General features: G+C 29.9%; 20 protein-coding genes. All 20 read right to left on the reverse strand.

Annotated features, from left to right (window positions below):
* Positions 1-15: 15 nt before the first annotated feature.
* The 20 genes from FIA58_RS11080 to FIA58_RS11175 all read right to left on the reverse strand — a co-directional run bounded on the left by FIA58_RS11080 (position 16) and on the right by FIA58_RS11175 (position 17632).
* Positions 16-1050: a hypothetical protein gene (locus FIA58_RS11080; protein ID WP_140962544.1), complete on the reverse strand. Its 1035-nt coding sequence runs from the start codon at positions 1048-1050 to the stop codon at positions 16-18.
* Positions 1051-1771: 721 nt separating this feature from the next.
* The gene (locus tag FIA58_RS11085; protein WP_140962545.1) at positions 1772-2542 is read right to left on the reverse strand and encodes a LytR/AlgR family response regulator transcription factor; all 771 of its coding nucleotides are present in this window, start codon (positions 2540-2542) and stop codon (positions 1772-1774) included.
* Complete coding sequence (locus FIA58_RS11090) at positions 2539-3573, reverse strand: sensor histidine kinase (protein WP_140962546.1); 1035 nt, start codon at positions 3571-3573, stop codon at positions 2539-2541. The genes FIA58_RS11085 and FIA58_RS11090 overlap by 4 nt, the downstream gene beginning before the upstream one ends.
* Before the next feature lie 70 nt (positions 3574-3643).
* Positions 3644-4387: a hypothetical protein gene (locus tag FIA58_RS11095; RefSeq protein ID WP_140962547.1), complete on the reverse strand. Its 744-nt coding sequence runs from the start codon at positions 4385-4387 to the stop codon at positions 3644-3646.
* A 430-nt stretch (positions 4388-4817) separates the two neighbouring features.
* A complete protein-coding gene (locus FIA58_RS11100) occupies positions 4818-5453 on the reverse strand; it encodes a nitroreductase family protein (RefSeq protein ID WP_140962548.1) in 636 nt (211 codons plus the stop codon).
* A gap of 8 nt (positions 5454-5461) precedes the next feature.
* Positions 5462-5884, reverse strand: a complete 423-nt coding sequence (locus FIA58_RS11105) for an organic hydroperoxide resistance protein (RefSeq protein ID WP_140962549.1) — start codon at positions 5882-5884, stop codon at positions 5462-5464.
* A 19-nt stretch (positions 5885-5903) separates the two neighbouring features.
* Positions 5904-6329 carry a MarR family winged helix-turn-helix transcriptional regulator gene (locus tag FIA58_RS11110; RefSeq protein WP_140962550.1) on the reverse strand — a complete coding sequence of 142 codons (426 nt, stop codon included), beginning with the start codon at positions 6327-6329 and terminating at the stop codon, positions 5904-5906.
* A 300-nt stretch (positions 6330-6629) separates the two neighbouring features.
* Entirely contained in the window at positions 6630-7007 is a 378-nt protein-coding gene (locus FIA58_RS11115; protein ID WP_140962551.1) for a VOC family protein, read from the reverse strand.
* A gap of 12 nt (positions 7008-7019) precedes the next feature.
* Complete coding sequence (locus FIA58_RS11120) at positions 7020-7535, reverse strand: DUF4199 domain-containing protein (protein ID WP_140962552.1); 516 nt, start codon at positions 7533-7535, stop codon at positions 7020-7022.
* 108 nt (positions 7536-7643) lie between these two features.
* Positions 7644-8123, reverse strand: coding sequence for a response regulator transcription factor (locus FIA58_RS11125; protein WP_140962553.1), 480 nt, complete (start codon positions 8121-8123; stop codon positions 7644-7646).
* A gap of 59 nt (positions 8124-8182) precedes the next feature.
* Positions 8183-8653: a hypothetical protein gene (locus FIA58_RS11130; protein WP_140962554.1), complete on the reverse strand. Its 471-nt coding sequence runs from the start codon at positions 8651-8653 to the stop codon at positions 8183-8185.
* A gap of 125 nt (positions 8654-8778) precedes the next feature.
* Positions 8779-9903 (reverse strand): trans-sulfuration enzyme family protein, encoded by a 1125-nt coding sequence (locus tag FIA58_RS11135; protein WP_140962555.1) that lies wholly within the window; start codon positions 9901-9903, stop codon positions 8779-8781.
* 24 nt (positions 9904-9927) lie between these two features.
* Positions 9928-10659 (reverse strand): DUF4369 domain-containing protein, encoded by a 732-nt coding sequence (locus tag FIA58_RS11140; protein ID WP_140962556.1) that lies wholly within the window; start codon positions 10657-10659, stop codon positions 9928-9930.
* A 28-nt stretch (positions 10660-10687) separates the two neighbouring features.
* Positions 10688-11992 carry a DUF819 family protein gene (locus FIA58_RS11145; protein ID WP_140962557.1) on the reverse strand — a complete coding sequence of 435 codons (1305 nt, stop codon included), beginning with the start codon at positions 11990-11992 and terminating at the stop codon, positions 10688-10690.
* A gap of 85 nt (positions 11993-12077) precedes the next feature.
* Positions 12078-13937: a M61 family metallopeptidase gene (locus FIA58_RS11150; protein ID WP_140962558.1), complete on the reverse strand. Its 1860-nt coding sequence runs from the start codon at positions 13935-13937 to the stop codon at positions 12078-12080.
* A 95-nt stretch (positions 13938-14032) separates the two neighbouring features.
* Positions 14033-14314, reverse strand: a complete 282-nt coding sequence (locus FIA58_RS11155; RefSeq protein ID WP_140962559.1) for a DUF2805 domain-containing protein — start codon at positions 14312-14314, stop codon at positions 14033-14035.
* A 143-nt stretch (positions 14315-14457) separates the two neighbouring features.
* Positions 14458-15060, reverse strand: a complete 603-nt coding sequence (locus tag FIA58_RS11160) for an alpha-ketoglutarate-dependent dioxygenase AlkB family protein (RefSeq protein ID WP_140962560.1) — start codon at positions 15058-15060, stop codon at positions 14458-14460.
* Positions 15061-15109: 49 nt separating this feature from the next.
* Positions 15110-15463 (reverse strand): DoxX family protein, encoded by a 354-nt coding sequence (locus FIA58_RS11165; protein WP_140962561.1) that lies wholly within the window; start codon positions 15461-15463, stop codon positions 15110-15112.
* A gap of 45 nt (positions 15464-15508) precedes the next feature.
* Positions 15509-16408 (reverse strand): EamA family transporter, encoded by a 900-nt coding sequence (locus FIA58_RS11170; RefSeq protein ID WP_140962562.1) that lies wholly within the window; start codon positions 16406-16408, stop codon positions 15509-15511.
* Between the two features lie 57 nt (positions 16409-16465).
* Complete coding sequence (locus FIA58_RS11175; protein WP_140962563.1) at positions 16466-17632, reverse strand: DUF1501 domain-containing protein; 1167 nt, start codon at positions 17630-17632, stop codon at positions 16466-16468.
* Between the last annotated feature and the right edge of the window lie 9 nt (positions 17633-17641).

Consider the following 17641-nt stretch of genomic DNA (forward strand, 5'->3'; position numbering starts at 1 on the left):
AATTATCTTTGTCCATTATTGTATTTGATACCAATTAGTACCATCACTCTGTACTTCTATACTGCTTGCTGCATTGATTGTGTTTACTGTACTTCCTGTTAAATCAATATAATTTACTGTTAGAGATTTTGAACCAGCTGTATTATTGACAATTGTATAAACCCTGCCTGATATTCCTGTAGCAGCAGGCAAGGTAACAGTAAATGCAGATGCAAGTGGAATGATTACCGTTTTATGGGTTTGGTTTAATGTTAGGTCAGCTGAAATAACGGTGATGCTATTAGCTATACTGCCATTTACATGAAAAGTAGAGGTTGGTGCAGTAATACCAATGCCAAAATCACCTGTATTAGTAAACCTTGCATATTCGGTATAAGCGGTTGCATTCGTATATTTACCAAAAGCTAGATGTGCTGATGCTGCATTTGATGTAAACAAGCGCAATGCTGGTGATGTACCACTTTGGGAACTTGAAACCTGCTCCATGCCATACACATCACCTGCACCTTCATTATAAATTGCCGCAATCCCCTTTCGTTGATCTTTGGCATATCCGAACCAATTTTGAAATTCAGTTCTTCCTGTACCTGTGAAAGTAAGAGTGTTAGATCCTAAGGTTACTGTCCGATTGCTTGTCAGAGTTCCATCACTGTTGTACAAATTGGATGTTGATATTGTCGAAGACCCCATCGTAGTTTTCCATGCACCATTGGTGTAAACAAAAGTTATAGCTTGGGCGTTGGGAATGATTGTTCCCGAAAATGTAGCTCCAAAACCGCCTGTGGTGTTATTAGAAATGATTAACATGTGACCATTAATAGTAGGTGTATATGCTGTTACTGTAACTGTAGCCGTAGCCGTACCAGTAATATTGGCGAGTGAAGTTTCTATATTAATATTAGCCGCATTAGAAGCCACGGTGAAGTTTACTTCTCTATGTGTGATTGCTCCATTGATGTCTAGTGTAGTTCTAGGGTCAGTGGTGTTTATTCCAGTTTGTGAAAAGGATAAATAAGAAATAAAAAACAGAAATATAAATTTATTTTTCATTTTAGTCATCTTTAGATTATTAAATATTTCTTTATGTTGAAAGTCATTTCATTATAAACGATAATAACTTTATAAACATGATGTTTAAAATTAAAATAGTAATAAAATTTATTTTTAACTCTTTCTTTTTAAGAATAGAATCAAATTTAAGAAAAAATCTCTTATTTTTTTGGAAATAAACTATAAATTCACCTTTATTCTTATAGAAGTACAGTTTAGTATTATTGCCTAAATGAAACCTATCTTTAGTTGTTGCTTTTTCATCAAATAAAAAATAGCTTGTTATTTCAATTTTTAATATTTACTAATATTACTTGGGAAGTAACACTTAAAATCACTCTGTTTTTTAGTTTAATTTACAGGTCTGTTATTAGAAAATAGGCTAGATTGCTTACAAATAGTTTGTCTTTTTCATCATAATCTTGTTTTAATGTTTTTTTGGAATTTATTTATATTAGTTATAATCATTTTTGACGTTCTACTTTTTTTATGATACTAATGAGTTCCATATCTATTTCGTTTCTTCTTTTTTCAAAAACTCTTTTTCGTTGAATAGTTTCTTATTAAATGATATACGTAACAAATTGGAAACTTTTTTTCAGACAAAAGATATTGTTTGATAAAAGAGTGATTAAGAGGAATATTATTTTCATTTCATAAATAGTAACTAAGACTATTAAAAAGCTAATTCATTCATTTTGTTGGGTAATTAAATTGTAATTTATTCTTCAATCCAGTCTCTAAAAGCTTTTGTATTACTTTGACTCGTTACAAGATGTTTTTCATATCCAGAAAGTTTTACTGCTAAACTGTTTTTGGAATATTTTTCAATTTTAACGATGTGATTTTTATTCACCAAATCACTTCTGTTAATTCTAAAGAATTTTGAACTATCAAGTACTTCTTCAATTTCTTTTAAGGTGGTTTGTGTAAGTAAATGTTTTTTAGAGTGCTTGTCTATAGCAAATACAACTCCTTCTTCAGTAGTGAAAAATAAAATAGCTTCTGTTTCTAAGAAGTACATTTCTTTGCTGGTATTTATGGTAAATCGTTTTTTTGTAGTCTTTACTTCGGAAGGTTGATTTATAATTTGATTCAATTTGGTTACTAAATCATTTTCTGAACCATTTGACTTGCGTAATACTATAAATTTGTTCCAAGCTTTTTTAAATCGTTCAAATGAAAACGGTTTTAGTAAATATTCAATGCCATTACTTTCGAAAGCATCCATTAGAAATTGATTGTATGCCGTAGTAAAAATAATAGGACAAGTGACTTTTACTTTAGTGTAAATTTCAAAAGCATTACCGTCTTGTAGTTCGATATCTGATAGAATTAAATCTACTATAGGTTTAGATCCTAAAAATGAAATAGCTTCTTCAATAGTTCCTATTTCGCATACAATAGTAATGGACTCGTTAAGCTGTTCTAAGAATCGTTTTAATTTTTTTCTTGCTGGAATCTCATCTTCAATTATAAGTACTTTTATCATTTTTTTTGAAAAGAAATTAAGGGTAAAGTGACTATAAATAGCGCTTCCTGTTGTTTGATATCTATTTTCTGATTGGATAATAAATAATATTGTTCTTTTAGATTCTGTAAGCCTTTACCTGAAATGAGTTTTAAATTTTGTTTTTTAATAAGCGTATTAGAAACTACTATGTTGTCTTCAATTTTTATTTTTATTGTAACCGGATTGTTTTCAGTTCCTAAATTATGTTTAATCGCGTTTTCGATTAGTAATTGTAAGGTGAGTGGAGCAATCCAAACAGGAATGTCGTTTTTTTGTTCGATTTCTAATTGAAAAGCGTTTCCGTATTTGTGTTCCATTAAAGAGAAATAATTTTTAGCAAAAGAAAGTTCCTCTTTAAGTGTAACCAATTTTTTATCGCTTACTTCTAATACATACCGGTACATTTCTGCGAATTCATTTAAAAAATCTGAGGCTACATTTTTGTCTTCTTCTATAAGTTGATCTAAAACATTGAGATTATTAAATAGAAAATGAGGATTGAGTTGTGCTTTAAGTTGGTTTATCTTATTTTCTGAGAGCGCATTATTGTATATAGTAATCTGATTTTGATAGTTCTTGTTTTTTTGAAAATAGTAATACGCTAAAAAGAAACTGCCATAAATTAAAGCATCCATAAAATTACCAACTAACGAATGAGTCAATGTTTCTGAATTGAAATTTCGTTCCAAATTGCCAAAGAGAATGGAAATGCTTAAGCCGAAAGCTTTTAGGATTACAATATATAAAACTAAAGAAGTGCTAACTATTTTGAAGGCCTCTTTTATATCAAAAGTAGGTGCTTTTTGCCATTTTTTCATTAAAAATAGGAGAATGGAAAAGAACAAGCAACTACTAATGAATGTTGAAACTGCTGCTTCTGGTGTGAATAAATACCAACTGATTTTTCGTCTTATTAGAAAACGAATCTGTATGGATTGCGCATATCCAAACAAAAAAATGAATAACAAGAAATATTTGTGTGTTCTAACTTGTTTAAGAATAAGCGACATTGTATTGTTTTTCTAGGATTACAAAAATAGCGCTATAAGTGAAATAGCGCTATTAAAAAATAAAATTCTTTTATTTGATATTTGGGAAAGAAGCGATAACTTCACCTTTATCGTCGTAGAAATCTAATTTTGCAGTATTGTTTTTGTCAACATAAAACATGGCTTTTGGCATGCCTTTGTCGTCAAATAAGAAGAGTCCGTTATTTTGACTTCTTGTTTTTCCAAGCATAACACGTGGTGCACCACCTATAAGACCTTGTTCTTCATATTCTTTATATTTTTGTTGCATTAATTTAGGGTCTTCTTTGCGAAGGGCAGCTAGTTCTTTGGATATTTCTGCATTTCGTTCTTGAGTTTCCTTTGAAGGTCTGTCATTGAAAACCAGACTAGAACTTACATGTCTTTTGTCTCCTTCTTGGTAATCTTGGGTTAGCAGTTGCATGACTTGATCTCCATTGTATTGATCGTAAGTTAATGACAAGCCAGAACTATGTCCGTTTTCTTTCTTTTCACCATCGTAGATAAATCCACCACATTCAATGCCATCTTCGTTGAAGAACAGCATGCCAGAACGTTTTTTTCTAGTTTCATTTGTGTTACGACCGTTAATTTTAGTAGTTCCATTTGGGAATTTATCTACATTGGTAATGATCATTTTTACCGTTCCATCATTTTCTATGATATTGATACGTTCCACATCGATTTCGCTGAATCTTTGGTTGTCATTTTTTTTGAAAGCACTGTTAACTAATACTACGGTTCCTATTGCTGTTGCGATGGCAAATGTTCTTAAAAATACTAATTCTCTTTTCATTGTTTTATAATTTTGGTTATACATTTATTTTGATACCCCAAAACTACTGAGAGAAAGAGCCGCAACCAATGTGAAAACAATGAGCTAAGGAAAAAAAAGAATGAATGCAGGAAATTATCGAAGGAATGATTTTGGAGAAGGATTAGGTTATTGAATCTAGTAATAAGTAGATGTGAAAGAATCCCTTATTTTGAGGAAATAGGATAGTGTTTTTTATTAATCTTAAAAATATGTTTTCAATATATCAACTTACAAGTCTTCGGGATTTTATTTTAAAGTATTGATATCAGTTTGTTGAAATTTTTTGAAGGGTCTTCATAATTTTTAAATTATAACAAAACCCTATTATCTCAAAATAATAGGGTTTTGAAAAGGTATTTAGTTACCAAAAAGTTTTTAACTGATTGCTAAAGCCCTTATTCTGATTTTCTTATTTGTATTCAATTACAAATTCATCGGTTGTATTACGAACTTTTTTCATGTTAGCTAACCAATCTCCTTCTGTATCTCTGTAGCCTAGATATAATAAGGTTACACTTTTTAAGCCTTTTTTAGCAAGGTCTAATGTTGCATCTACCAATGTATTATCAAAACCTTCTGCTGGTGTAGCATCTACTTTTAGTTCAGCCGCTTGTGCAATAGCCATTGCAAATCCGATGTACGATTGACGTGCTGTGTGTATGAAGTTTTCTTCTGCAGTCTGATTTAAATAAATTCCTTTAATTTTATCAGTATAACTATCAAATCTACCGCGAGGCAAATCTCTTTCATCTGTTGTACGATTGTAGATTGCATCAATTCTTTCCGTGGTATATTTGTCCCAAGCAGCAAATACTAAAACGTGTGAGCAATCTAACATTACTTCAGGATTAAGTACTTTTGAGCTTAATTTTTCTTTAATCTCTTGATTACTTACTACCAAAACTCTAAATTGTTGTAAACCAGAAGAGGTTGGAGCTAATCGAGCAGCTTCAACAATCTTATCTACATCTTCTTGATTTACTTTTTTTGTAGGATCGTATTTTTTTGTAGCATAACGCCATTTCAAGTCTTCTAATAAAGCCATATTTTATTTTAATTATTGGTAACGGTTAATTTTACTTCTATATTTCCACGAGTCGCATTAGAATAAGGACAAACTTGATGTGCTTTTTCTACTAGCTCTTTAGCTTGATCTAAACTTACTTCAGTAATATTGACTGCTAATTCAGCTGCTAAACCAAATCCACCATTTTCAATTTGTCCTATACTTATTTTTGTATTTACACTAGTTCCTCCCGTTTTGATTTTTTCTTGTTTGATAACCAAATTTAAAGCACTGTCAAAACAAGCTGAATATCCTGCAGCAAATAGCATTTCGGGATTGGTAAAATTATCATTTGTTCCTCCTAATGCTTTTGGCATTCTTACTTGTAAATCTAATATTCCATTATTGCTTTTTACGTGACCGTTTCTACCTCCTGTTGCAGTTGCTTCTGCTGTATACATTATTTTCATTATTTAAAATTGTAAAAAATTATTTATTTTTATTTAAGATTGTGTTGACTATTTTTTTTAATTGTATTAGATCCTCTTTTTCAACACCTAGCGCTTTCATTAATTGTTCAGGAATACAATTTGCTTTTTCTTTTAGGGACTTACCTAAATTGGTTAAAGAGATTAGTACGATGCGTTCATCTACTGTACTTCTTGTTCTATTTACTATTCCTTTTATTTCTAATCTTTTTAATAATGGTGTAAGTGTTCCATTATCTAATTGTAGTTTTTTCCCTAATTGATTAACTGTTTGTTCTTCTTCTTCCCATAAAATTAATAAAACCAAGTATTGAGGGTAAGTAATGTCTAATTTATCCAATAATGGTCTGTATAAATTTGTGATTTCTCTGGAAAGAGCATAAACAGGGAAACAAATTTGTGTTTCTAATTTTAAAAGATCGTTCATCTTTATTTGATATTTTGATGATACAAATATAAATATATTGCACAATATAATTTTGCAAAACACAGTTAAAATTAAGTTAAACGAAAGTTTTGAAAAGTTGTTTTTAATTTTATCATTTTCAACTTAGAATTAATTTCTTTTTTTAGAAGTTAAGAAGAGTACAGGTAAAGATTGCAACAAAAAGAATGTCAAACTAATTTAAAAAAAAAATTGTATTGTTAATTCAGATTGTCTTAATCTAAAAATCCTATTAATATTGATTAATAGGATTTTAGACATTGTGAAGTAAAATGAAAAAAATTATTCAGTAGGTTCCCACAACTCAATTTTATTGCCTTCAATATCTAGAATGTGAACGAATTTTCCGTAATCGTAGCTTGTAATTTCATCTAAAATTGTAACACCTTCTTTTTTGAGTTCAGTTACCAATGCTTCAATATTGGCTACTCGGTAATTTATCATAAAATCTTTAGTCGAAGGTTCAAAGTATTTAGTCGATGCTTCAAACGGACTCCATTGTGTAGATCCTTTTTTAGTAGGATCGGATGCATCCGTCCATTCAAAAGTAGCTCCATAAGGTGTAGTGTTTAAACCCAAATGATTCTTATACCATTCACTTACTTTTTTTGGCTCTTTACATTTAAAAAAGATACCACCAATTCCAGTTACTTTTTCCATTATTTTTATTATTTAGTTTGCTATAGTTTTTCTTTTTAAAATGAAGGCACTAATCAATGTAACGAGTAATCCAACAGGTAAAATTTCTGTATAGGTTATCATTGCATTAATAAAAGGATTTTGATACATTTTTGAAAATTCTGCCATTTCTTTAGTTTTATTTTCAATTTCAACTGAGCTTGCACCACTTTCTTCTAAAGTTGAAATTATATGGTTTGAATATTTTTCTAGAAAGTCTGGAACGAAATAAAAGTAATTAATCAACCAAGAAACAACATATAGTGTGGATGCAATTAAAACGATTATACTTCCAATTTTAAAAGCTTTACCAAAACTAATAACACCATTGTTGTATTTATCTCTGTAGTTTCGAATGCCCACAAAAACCAAAGAAAAAGCGATAAGCATAGAGGCATATCCAACAAACATGCCGTTTTCAAAATCAATACTATTGCTTGTAGTAAATAGCATGACAATTGAAACAATTAGGCCAGCTATGAATCCGTAGATGATAGTCTTTTTTTTCATTTTTATTCAGTTTATTAGGTACAAAAGTGACAATTGTTATCCTTTTTTCACTCATACTTTCGGCCATTTTTAAATTTTTGACACAATTTTATACTAAAGTAGGATTTTTTAAGGAATCAATTGGAGGCGTTTTGCTTTTTCAATGGCTTGTGTGCGTCTTTTTACCTCTAATTTTTCAAAGATATTTTGATTGTGTGTTTTTACAGTACTTAAAGAAACGAAAATAGTATTCGCAATTTCTTGGTTGCTTTTCCCTAAAGCTATTAAATGTAATATTTCTAATTCTCGTGGACTTATTTCAAGTTGGGAAATCATAGATTCATTTGGAATAAAAGGATCCTTTTTTTGAAGGTATACTTCTTTTTCTACGATGATTGTTTTTGTTTTTGGTTTGGACAGTTTTAGAGCAAGCCAAATTCCCAAAATAGTAAAAATAAGAGCAATTGAACCGATATAAATTTCAAGGGAATGATCAAATATAATATAGCGAAGTTCTAACCATTTAAGAAGGAATAATAGTATAGCGAGACAAATACCATACATTATTGTAGTTTTATGTAACAGTAGCCAGTTTTTAATTCTTGTCATAAAATAAATAATATTTAATTTAAAATAATATTTTATAATATCATGAGCTATATTTAATTTTATTTTTCAAACTCTATATCTAAAACATCTCTTAATCGATTTAGACTTCTTTTAGATAAAAAGCGGAAAGCTAATTCAATAAAAAAATAACGAATCATTAGTAGTTGAAGAGTTGCTAATAAAAGTATTATGAAAAAATTCTCCTTTTTTATGATAAATTGTATAATGAATCCAATTACTGGAAAAACAAAAAAGATACTTAATAATATTCGAAAAACGATATGGATTTTAATGTTTACTTCTCCTTTATGTTCTGTAATTTGACCATCTAGAACACAAAAAGCACCTTTTCCAATTTCAGAAGAGATAATTTTAAATTTATTTCCATTTACTTTACCTCGAAATGATTTTTCAGTATAGCTTGAGGTTAGATTTTCTGAGAATTCAGTTCTTCTCATTAGCCTATTAAGAGTTGTTTCTTTGCTATCAATTAAATTGAATTTTATATGTTTTGTAGGGAATAATTTCATTTTTACAATAATCAACTTAAATTAATTCTTTAGAATAAATAGCATCGTTTTAGAATCCTTTTTTTAATTCTAAAAATAATTTTACTACTTGTTTTCTTATATGAATATGTATTAAAACTGTTTATTTATACTAGAGCTTGTTCTAGATCAGCAATTAAATCGTTAATATGCTCTATACCTATAGATAAACGAATTAAATTTTCTGGACTTATTGGATTGGTTCCTTCCACACTTCGTCTGTGTTCCACTAAACTTTCCACACCACCTAAACTAGTGGCGTGTTTAAAAATTTGAAGTTTAGAAGTGAATTGTAAAGCGGTTTCTTGATTGCCTTTTACTAAAATAGAAATAATACTTCCGAAACCATTTTTCATCTGTTTTTTAGCTGTTTCATGATTTTCATGAGTTACTAATCCTGGGTAAAAAACGTTTTCTATTTTTGGATGTGTAGTTAAATAAGTAGCTATTTTTCTAGCATTATCACATTGTGCTTTGAATCGAAGTGGGAAAGTAGCTAAACTTCTATTTAAAAGCCAACAATCAAATGGTGCTGGAACGGCACCAGCCATTTTTTGATACGTTCTAATGCTTTGGCTCGTTTCGTCTTCTTTATTGGTTAAAACCACACCTCCTAAAATATCAGAGTGACCACTAAAAAATTTTGTAGAAGAATACATAACGTAATCAACGCCCATTTCTAGTGTTTTTTGTAAAATAGGCGTGGCAAAAGTGTTATCACAAACTGTTAGAATTGCATTCTTTTTTGCTAATGAAACGACAGCTTCAATGTCGGTTATTTTTAACTGAGGGTTTGATGGTGTTTCTATCCAAATTAATTTTGTATTGGAGGTAATGGCTTTCTCAACATTAGAAATAACAGTCATGTCTACCATTTCTGATGTTACATTCCAACGTTTGAAAAAAGTATCCAATAATTGTCTTGTACCGTGATAACAATCATCAGGAATGATAATATGAGAATTAGGCGTTAATAACGTATCAAATAAAGCATTTATGGCTGCCATTCCTGAAGCAAAAGCAATGGCAGATTTAGCTCCTTCAATAGCAGCCATTTTTTTTTCGACAGCAATTCTATTTGGATTTTCTGCGCGAGTGTAGATATATTCTCCAGTGACACCGTCTTCATTTCGTTCAAACGTAGTGGACAGGTGAATGGGTTGGATGATATCCGTATTTTTTCCTTTTTTTTCACCTGCATGAACCGCTAAAGTTTGAATGTGTTGCTTCATGATTTCTTATAGTTTTTAAACCCTTTATTTATCATTGGAATTAAATTCAGCTTTTTTTCTATCATAAATGTGCTTTCTCAATAATCTACCATATTTAGAAGCTTCTACATGTCTGCTCATATGTTTGGCTATGGTGTCTAAATATATCAAATTAATATCTGAAATTTCGGTTAATGCGACGTAAGGGGCTACTTCATATTCTCCATGAGTAGTAGCAAAATTTGCAGCATAACGGTATTTTCTTTTTAATAATCTATTATAAGCTTCTTCAATACTATCTGCTGTTTGTTGATTGAAGTTACTCGTGTTTTTAATTCTTTTCTCAATTAAACTTAAATTTTCATCATTAAATTTCGATTTAAAACTATTGTATTCGGCTAATAAATCTTGATTTTTCGAACCTGTAATTTTTGCTGCAGCATAAAACTCTTTTAAATTAGTTTCAATATTCATTTCTCCTGGTTCAGCAAAAAAACTTAGATTATTATCCATTGAATTAGTTTGTCCTCTGTCTAAAAATAAATATAGAACTTCTGGTTTTTTAAGAGGAAATGTAGTTTCGAAATGTGAATCTCCTTTTATTATAATACTGTCTAAAACTATTAAGGTAGTATCTTCAATTTTTTTTATGTATAATTTTCCTTGACTTAATCCTTTTACATTTCCGGTTAAGTGTAAAATTCCTTCAGGAGTTTCTGTTTCGTTACAAGCAATTAGTGTAAATAATCCAACTCCAAAAAGTAATAGCTTCTTCATTTTTTTTAATTATATTAATTTGTTTTTATTAATTTGGGGCAACTTTTTCCATTAAGAATGTACAGATAATAGCACCATAAGTTCCTGCTATGTAACCAAAAATAGCCAGTAAAACTCCTACACTCGCTAGTGAGGGATGAAATGCAGAAGCTACTACAGGAGCAGAAGCTGCTCCACCTACATTAGCTTGGCTACCAACAGCAATAAAAAAATAGGGTGCTTTTATTAGTTTTGCTACAGCAAAGATGATAATAAAATGAATTATCATCCAAATAATTCCTACTAGAATTAAACCTGGGTTTTCAAATATTGAATTTAGGTTCATTTTCATTCCAATAGAGGCAACAAGAATGTAAATAAATACACTTCCTATTTTACTTGCTCCAGCTCCTTCATATGTTTTTAGTTTCGTGTAAGATAAAGCAATTCCTAAGAAGGTTGCAATAGAAATCATCCAGAAAAAGGTTCCTCCAAAGGTAGAGGCAAAACTTTTAGGATCATTAACGGATTCAAAAGTTGTTTTGCAAAAGTTAGAAAGCACTTGTGAACCCCAATGGGATAATCCAACAGCAGTAAATGCAATAGCTAAAATAACCATATAGTCAGTTAATGAAGGATTTCGTTTAACACTTTCCTGATAATTAGATACTTTATCTTGTAACTCTTGAATGGAAGAATTATCTGCTTTTAGCCATTTGTTGATGGTTTCTTTTTTGCCAATACCAAATAATAGAAATGCCATTCCTATGTTAGCTACCACAATATCCACCAAAACCATTGCTCCATATTTAGCTTGATTGAATTTGAATATTTCAAGCATAGCAGCTTGGTTAGCTCCTCCACCAATCCAACTTCCTGCTATAGTAGACAAACCTCTCCAAACGGCATCAAAATCATTTCCACCAACTGTTTCAGGGGAGAAGATAGATACTATTAAAATAGCAATTGGTCCACCAATAACAATTCCAAAAGTTCCTGCTAAAAAGACAAATATGGCTTTAAAACCTAAATTAAGTAAGGCTTTCATGTCGATACTTAATGTCATTAAAACCAATGCAGCTGGTAATAAATAACGACTAGCTATAAAATAAACTTGTGAACTTTTTTCGATTTTTTCACCAGATGTAGTAACTTCTGTCCATTCTGGAGCTATAATATTGAATGAGCTTAGTATTGCAGGAAGTAAATAGCACATTAAAAGAGCGGGAACTATTTTATAAAAATTTTTCCAAAAACCATCTTCTTTTGAAGAGGTAAAAAAGACAGTCCCTATGGTAAACATTAATAAGCCAAAAACAATAGTATCATCTGTAAAAAAAGGAGGATTGTGCATTTTATTTAATTTGTACGCAAAATAATAAAAAAAATCCTCAAAATAAGAACTACTTTGAGGATTACTGTTTTATTATAAGAAAGGATTAGCCTTTTAACCAAGCTTCTCTAACTGCTTTCTTGCTATTATCTGTAGATTGATAGCCTTCGCGCTTTTCTTTTGGCATTTTTACAGTTCCTTTTATCTCTTGCTCTTTACCATCTCTTTTAATTTTCATGGTAATGGCATCACCATCTTTCCAACCCATACTTCCTATAACTAAATCATAAATGTTATCTAAATTATAATTGGTACCATTTACTGCTAGAATTTTATCACCACCTTTTAAATCTAAAGTAGTCATGAATTCGTTTAATTCTATACTAGGAATAATCATGATTTCTTTTGTAGATTGATCGATTGTTATGTAAGGAATTTGACCACCTTTTAAAAAAGGATTTCCTTCTACTTCAATTTCTGCTGGAGTAACTCCCATTTTAGCGAAATATTCGTCATAAGGAATTGGAGTTTCACCAGCAACATATTTGTTTAAGAATTCTCCAACTGCTGGATAAGTAAATTTGGTAATTGTTGCAAATAATTCTTCATCCTTAAATGCTTTTTTTGTACCAAATTCTTTTGATAAATCCTGCATTAAGTTTAGAATTCCCTTTTGACCATTACTGTTTTCTCTAATTAAAATGTCAACACACATTGCAATTAAAGCTCCTTTTTGGTACACATTAATATATTGATCTTTGTAAGGTTCTTTTAAAACGTTTTTACTCATTTTAGTAAAACTCATTTTATCATTTAGACGCTTAGATTGTTGAATTTTGTCAGACATTCTTTCATAGAATTCTGTTTCATCAATTAAACCTTGATTTACTTGGAATAAATTTGCAAAATATTCAGTTACTCCTTCATACATCCATAAATGCTCCGACATTTGTGGGTTATTAAAATCAAAGTATTGAATTTCGTTTGAATGTACTGTTAATGGTGTTACAATATGAAAAAATTCATGAGAAACAATATCTTTTAATTGCTCTTTTAATTGCTCTAATTCCATTCTTTCTGGCATTACCACAGTAGTAGAAGTAGGGTGTTCTAATGCACCAAAGCCTTTGGCATCTTTTTCGTCTAAATTAGATAGATAAAGTAAAATAGCATATTTTTTTGTAGCGTTGAAAGCTCCTAAGAATTTCTTTTGGGCTTTCATCATAGCCTCCATGTTTGGAGTAATGTCTTTTGCAGTATATTTTCCTGTAGGTGAATAAACACTAATGATAATTTCCATATCATCTACCATGAAAGTAGTGATGTCTGGTTTAGAATACATTAAAGGCATTTCTACTAAAGTAGCATATTTTGAACTCTGAAAAATGTCAGTACTATTTGATTTATCTAAGTCTACCATAGCAGAAACTCCTAATAAGTTTTCAGGATGCGTAATAGTTAAGATATAAGGAGTTTCAGTTTTTCCTTCGAAATAGCCTACAAAACCATGTGTGTTTAACATAAAATTTTCACCAGCTTTAATATTTGTTCCAGCAGGAGAAAAGATATCATCACTTTTTCCAAATCCACCACCACCTTCTGTATCGAAAGAGTCGTTTACTAAGTAAGTTACTTTTGCTAATTTCTTTGCTTCTTCAATTTTATAGGAATTAACATCTACTTTAGTAACTCTTAAACCATTACCAGAGGCATCAAGTGCTTTAAAATCTTCAATGAATCTACCATAATCATCTTCAGAATAAGTTCCAGGAACTGTTTTTGGTATGAAAAAAGTAGTAGTTTCAGTTGTAAAAGTTGGTGCGTCAATAGTCACCATAACTTTGTCATCTTTAACGTTTACTAAATCAATTGCTACATTAACTTCGTCTTTTTTTGTAGTAGATGGAGTTGTTTTACAGCTCCAAACAAAACTTGCGACAGCAAGTGTTAAAATTATTTTTTTCATTTAAATCTTTATTGATATAATGATTTGACGTTTTTTAGATGATTTTGTTACATCTTATTATAAAAAAAACTCTTCTAAGGAGAAGAGCTTCGGTTTTAATCAAATTTATTTTTAAAGTAATATTTACTATCTAAATCATCATCTTGAAGTGGATCAAATTTTAAAGGTTTGGGTTTGGGTTTACTAGCCATGGCTTTTTTCTTCCAAATTTCGAAATTGTCATCAGATAGTTTCGATTTCATTACATCTATAATCTCATGTTCAGGTAAACCAAACTTTTCCTTCAATACTTCAAAAGGTTTTTTTTCCTCTTGAGCCATAACCACAACTTTTGTTATTGTTTCGTTGTCTAATTCTGAAATCTTTCTTTTTTTCATTAGATGAAAAATTAATCTATAAATTTATTGTTAGTATTATATAGTTCAATATTACTAAAAAAAACGATAAAAAACGTAAATTATTGCATTTTTAAAAATTTCTTAATATTGAAGCTGCTTTATTTCATTTTTTTTAATAATATTTAGATAATCGTTCTAAACGTTAAATTTATTCTGCTCTTTTTGGGAGAAGTTGATTTTGGGAGTTGGTGTTTATAATGAATTTGGCTACCTTCTTTCATTACTAATAGGCTTCCGTTATTGAGAATTATATTTTGTTTGGCTTCTTTTTTTTCAATATGTTTCAATTGAAATAACCGATTTTGACCTAAACTTAATGATGCTATAACAGGGTTTCTTCCTAATTCTTTTTCGTTATCTGAGTGCCAACCATTACTGTCATTTTCGTTTCGATATAAATTCAATAGTACTGTAGTGAAGTTTAATTGGGTTATATCTTCAATTTCATTTTTTATAAACATTAAAGTTGAATTCCAAGGATGAGGATGCATTATAATATTGGAATAGGAGTAGGGTTTTCCTTCATTTCCATACAAAGCTGTTAATCTTGGTTGTAAATGTGTTTTGCCATATACTGTAATGTCGTCTTGTTTCCAAGGAGTATCAGTCAGTAGTTTTTTTAATAGGAGATTGGCCTTCTCTTCTGATAAAAAGTTAGGATAATACTCAAATAAGGCATCAGGCAAATCTAAAATTATTTTTTCATTTGGAAATAAGTCTAACATACTTTAAAAATAGTTAAATTATGTATTCTCTAAAAATAAAAAGTCTTTTTTATGTATATAGATAGGCCCAATAAATTAAGAATAATTGCAATGGTAATCGAAGTAATCTAAGCCATTTAGGCAAGCCTAACGCAACACTATCGTTTTTATACATATAATAGTTAGCTGGAAAAATAGCAATTAGTAATAGAATAATTCCCCATGCTGCAAAAGAACTTGTGTACACAATGCATATTGTTATTCCTAAAACTATTTCTGCTAAACCACTTAATTGATTTAACAATTTTGGATTTTTAAAAATAGGAGGAATAATTTTAAGATACAATCTAGGTTGTCTAAAATGATTCAGACCAGCTAAAACATAGACTATTCCCATCACATATTGATGCCAAGGTAAATTCATAGGAAATGTATTTCATTAGAAAGTAACAAAAATAATAGAAATGAACTATTTTTTCTTTAAATTGATGTTCATAATAACAATCGCTCCGATGATTAAAATAATTCCTATCCATTGAGAAAAAACGACTTTTTCATGCAATAAAAAATAGGCCATTGAAACAGATACTGGTAATTCTAATGAAGAAACAATACTACCTAATCCAAGGCCTGTTTTTGGAAAACCACTATTCATTAAAATAGGAGGAATTATGGTGCCAAAAAGAGCTAATAAAATTCCATATTTTCCAAAAATAGTTAAATTGAAGGTATCGGTTTGAGTGTAAATTCCGAAAAATATAACTATTATGGCACCTCCTAAAAGCATATACAAACTTCTTTGTGCTGATGACAATCCTAATCCTACTTTGTTTGCTGTATACATAGTAGTGGTAAAAGAAGTTGCTGCTAGCATTCCCCACATAAAACCTGTCCAGTTAAAACCGACTTTACTAAATAATAAATTAGTGGCTAAAATAGTGCCTAATAAAACAACTAAAACAGCTATCACCTTTTGTTTAGAAGGCGCTTTTTTGTCCAAAATCCATTCAATAATAACTCCCATCCAAACGGTTTGCATTAGTAAAACTATAGCAATAGATACATCAATATATTTTACACATAAATAATAAAATATACTAGTAGCTCCTAATGAAGTTCCAGCTAACATTAAATTAATTATATTTTTAGAAGTTGCCTTAACAATTGGAGTTTTAGTAGCCGTTTTTTGATATAGATTAATCAAAAGCATCCCTAGTATTCCATACACAAATTGTGCAGTAATAACTTCCGCTGTAGTAAATTTTTCAGTATCTTGATAAGCTAGTTTTACTATTGTAGCTAGCATTCCATAACTTGTTGCGCCTAAGCCAACTAAAAACACACCTTTTATTAATTCATTCTTCGACATATACTCCATTTTTAAGGGGCGCAAATATAAGCAAAGAATTACTATCTGTGTGTTTTTTTAGAATAATCCTTTTAGAGATTGATTTTTGATGCCAATTTTTGTAGGATTAAAGTCTAATTGTTTTTCTAAAATAGTAGCATAAACACTTCTAAAGTCAATTTCATATTTTAAATCACCTTTATCTAAATCCATTAAATTTGGATTGTTGCCAATTATATTCCCTTTATTATTTCCACCAATTATAAACATAGGAGCAGCCGTTCCATGATCGGTTCCTTTTCCATTATCTTTTACTCTTCGGCCAAATTCTGAAAAAACAACAATCGTTACATAAGGTAATAATTGTGCTTGTTTTAAATCGGAATATAAAGTATATATGGCATCATTCAACTCTGATAATTTGTTGTTATGTATGCCTAATTGGTTGTCATGTGTGTCAAAGCTTCCTAAAGAAGTGTAATATACTTTTGAATTTAAATTGCCTTTAATTAGTTTACCAATCCATTCTAAATTTCTACCTAATCCTGTTTTTGGATAGTTAATTTCTGTTGTAACTTTAGCCAAAGCTTTTTGTATTTCATTAGAACCTTCCATGACTGAATTTGCAATTTTTCTAACAAAGTCCAATTGTGGATTGTCTGATAATTGCATGTTATCATCTGAGGTATTTCTTTTTTTAAAACGATTTGGATCTTTAACAGTAATGCTATTGGGTTCTAATCCTTTTAAAGCTAAATTATCGATAACATCTAAATTAATTCCTCCAGTAGGATGATGTTCTAAGTAATGTGCATCTAAATATTTTCCTAACCAACCTTCATTATTATATTCGTTTGCTCCTGAGGCTGTTTGCCAAATTTCTTGACTCCTAAAATGAGAGCGATTGGGTTCAGGATAACCTACATTTTGTACTACAGTCAAATGTCCAGCTTCTTGTATAGTAGCAAATCCTTTTAAAGCAGGATGAAAACCCATTCCTTTGGTTTTACCAACAATTTCTTCTTTAGAAATGCTAATATTTGGACGTAAGTCATAATACAATGGATTGTCAAATGGAATAAAAGTATTTAAACCATCATTTCCACCATTTAATTGAATGAAAATTACACTTTTTTCATGTAAAGAAAATGAGTTTTGCGAGGAAAAAGCATGAAGAAAACTAGGTATAATTAATGATCCACCTGTATAAGTTCCTGTTAGTTTGAAAAATTTTCTGCGATTCATAATTTTAAA

The sequence above is a fragment of the Flavobacterium jejuense genome, from assembly GCF_006491595.2.
In the GTDB taxonomy this organism is placed as follows: Bacteria; Bacteroidota; Bacteroidia; order Flavobacteriales; family Flavobacteriaceae; genus Flavobacterium; species Flavobacterium jejuense.

What these genes read in the sequence shown, in the direction of transcription:
- FIA58_RS11080 (WP_140962544.1), bottom strand. Translation starts at nt 1,050, where the DNA reads ATGAAAAATAAATTTATATTTCTGTTTTTTATTTCTTATTTATCCTTT.
- FIA58_RS11085 (WP_140962545.1), bottom strand. Translation starts at nt 2,542, where the DNA reads ATGATAAAAGTACTTATAATTGAAGATGAGATTCCAGCAAGAAAAAAA.
- FIA58_RS11090 (WP_140962546.1), bottom strand. Translation starts at nt 3,573, where the DNA reads ATGTCGCTTATTCTTAAACAAGTTAGAACACACAAATATTTCTTGTTA.
- FIA58_RS11095 (WP_140962547.1), bottom strand. Translation starts at nt 4,387, where the DNA reads ATGAAAAGAGAATTAGTATTTTTAAGAACATTTGCCATCGCAACAGCA.
- FIA58_RS11100 (WP_140962548.1), bottom strand. Translation starts at nt 5,453, where the DNA reads ATGGCTTTATTAGAAGACTTGAAATGGCGTTATGCTACAAAAAAATAC.
- FIA58_RS11105 (WP_140962549.1), bottom strand. Translation starts at nt 5,884, where the DNA reads ATGAAAATAATGTATACAGCAGAAGCAACTGCAACAGGAGGTAGAAAC.
- FIA58_RS11110 (WP_140962550.1), bottom strand. Translation starts at nt 6,329, where the DNA reads ATGAACGATCTTTTAAAATTAGAAACACAAATTTGTTTCCCTGTTTAT.
- FIA58_RS11115 (WP_140962551.1), bottom strand. Translation starts at nt 7,007, where the DNA reads ATGGAAAAAGTAACTGGAATTGGTGGTATCTTTTTTAAATGTAAAGAG.
- FIA58_RS11120 (WP_140962552.1), bottom strand. Translation starts at nt 7,535, where the DNA reads ATGAAAAAAAAGACTATCATCTACGGATTCATAGCTGGCCTAATTGTT.
- FIA58_RS11125 (WP_140962553.1), bottom strand. Translation starts at nt 8,123, where the DNA reads ATGACAAGAATTAAAAACTGGCTACTGTTACATAAAACTACAATAATG.
- FIA58_RS11130 (WP_140962554.1), bottom strand. Translation starts at nt 8,653, where the DNA reads ATGAAATTATTCCCTACAAAACATATAAAATTCAATTTAATTGATAGC.
- FIA58_RS11135 (WP_140962555.1), bottom strand. Translation starts at nt 9,903, where the DNA reads ATGAAGCAACACATTCAAACTTTAGCGGTTCATGCAGGTGAAAAAAAA.
- FIA58_RS11140 (WP_140962556.1), bottom strand. Translation starts at nt 10,659, where the DNA reads ATGAAGAAGCTATTACTTTTTGGAGTTGGATTATTTACACTAATTGCT.
- FIA58_RS11145 (WP_140962557.1), bottom strand. Translation starts at nt 11,992, where the DNA reads ATGCACAATCCTCCTTTTTTTACAGATGATACTATTGTTTTTGGCTTA.
- FIA58_RS11150 (WP_140962558.1), bottom strand. Translation starts at nt 13,937, where the DNA reads ATGAAAAAAATAATTTTAACACTTGCTGTCGCAAGTTTTGTTTGGAGC.
- FIA58_RS11155 (WP_140962559.1), bottom strand. Translation starts at nt 14,314, where the DNA reads ATGAAAAAAAGAAAGATTTCAGAATTAGACAACGAAACAATAACAAAA.
- FIA58_RS11160 (WP_140962560.1), bottom strand. Translation starts at nt 15,060, where the DNA reads ATGTTAGACTTATTTCCAAATGAAAAAATAATTTTAGATTTGCCTGAT.
- FIA58_RS11165 (WP_140962561.1), bottom strand. Translation starts at nt 15,463, where the DNA reads ATGAATTTACCTTGGCATCAATATGTGATGGGAATAGTCTATGTTTTA.
- FIA58_RS11170 (WP_140962562.1), bottom strand. Translation starts at nt 16,408, where the DNA reads ATGTCGAAGAATGAATTAATAAAAGGTGTGTTTTTAGTTGGCTTAGGC.
- FIA58_RS11175 (WP_140962563.1), bottom strand. Translation starts at nt 17,632, where the DNA reads ATGAATCGCAGAAAATTTTTCAAACTAACAGGAACTTATACAGGTGGA.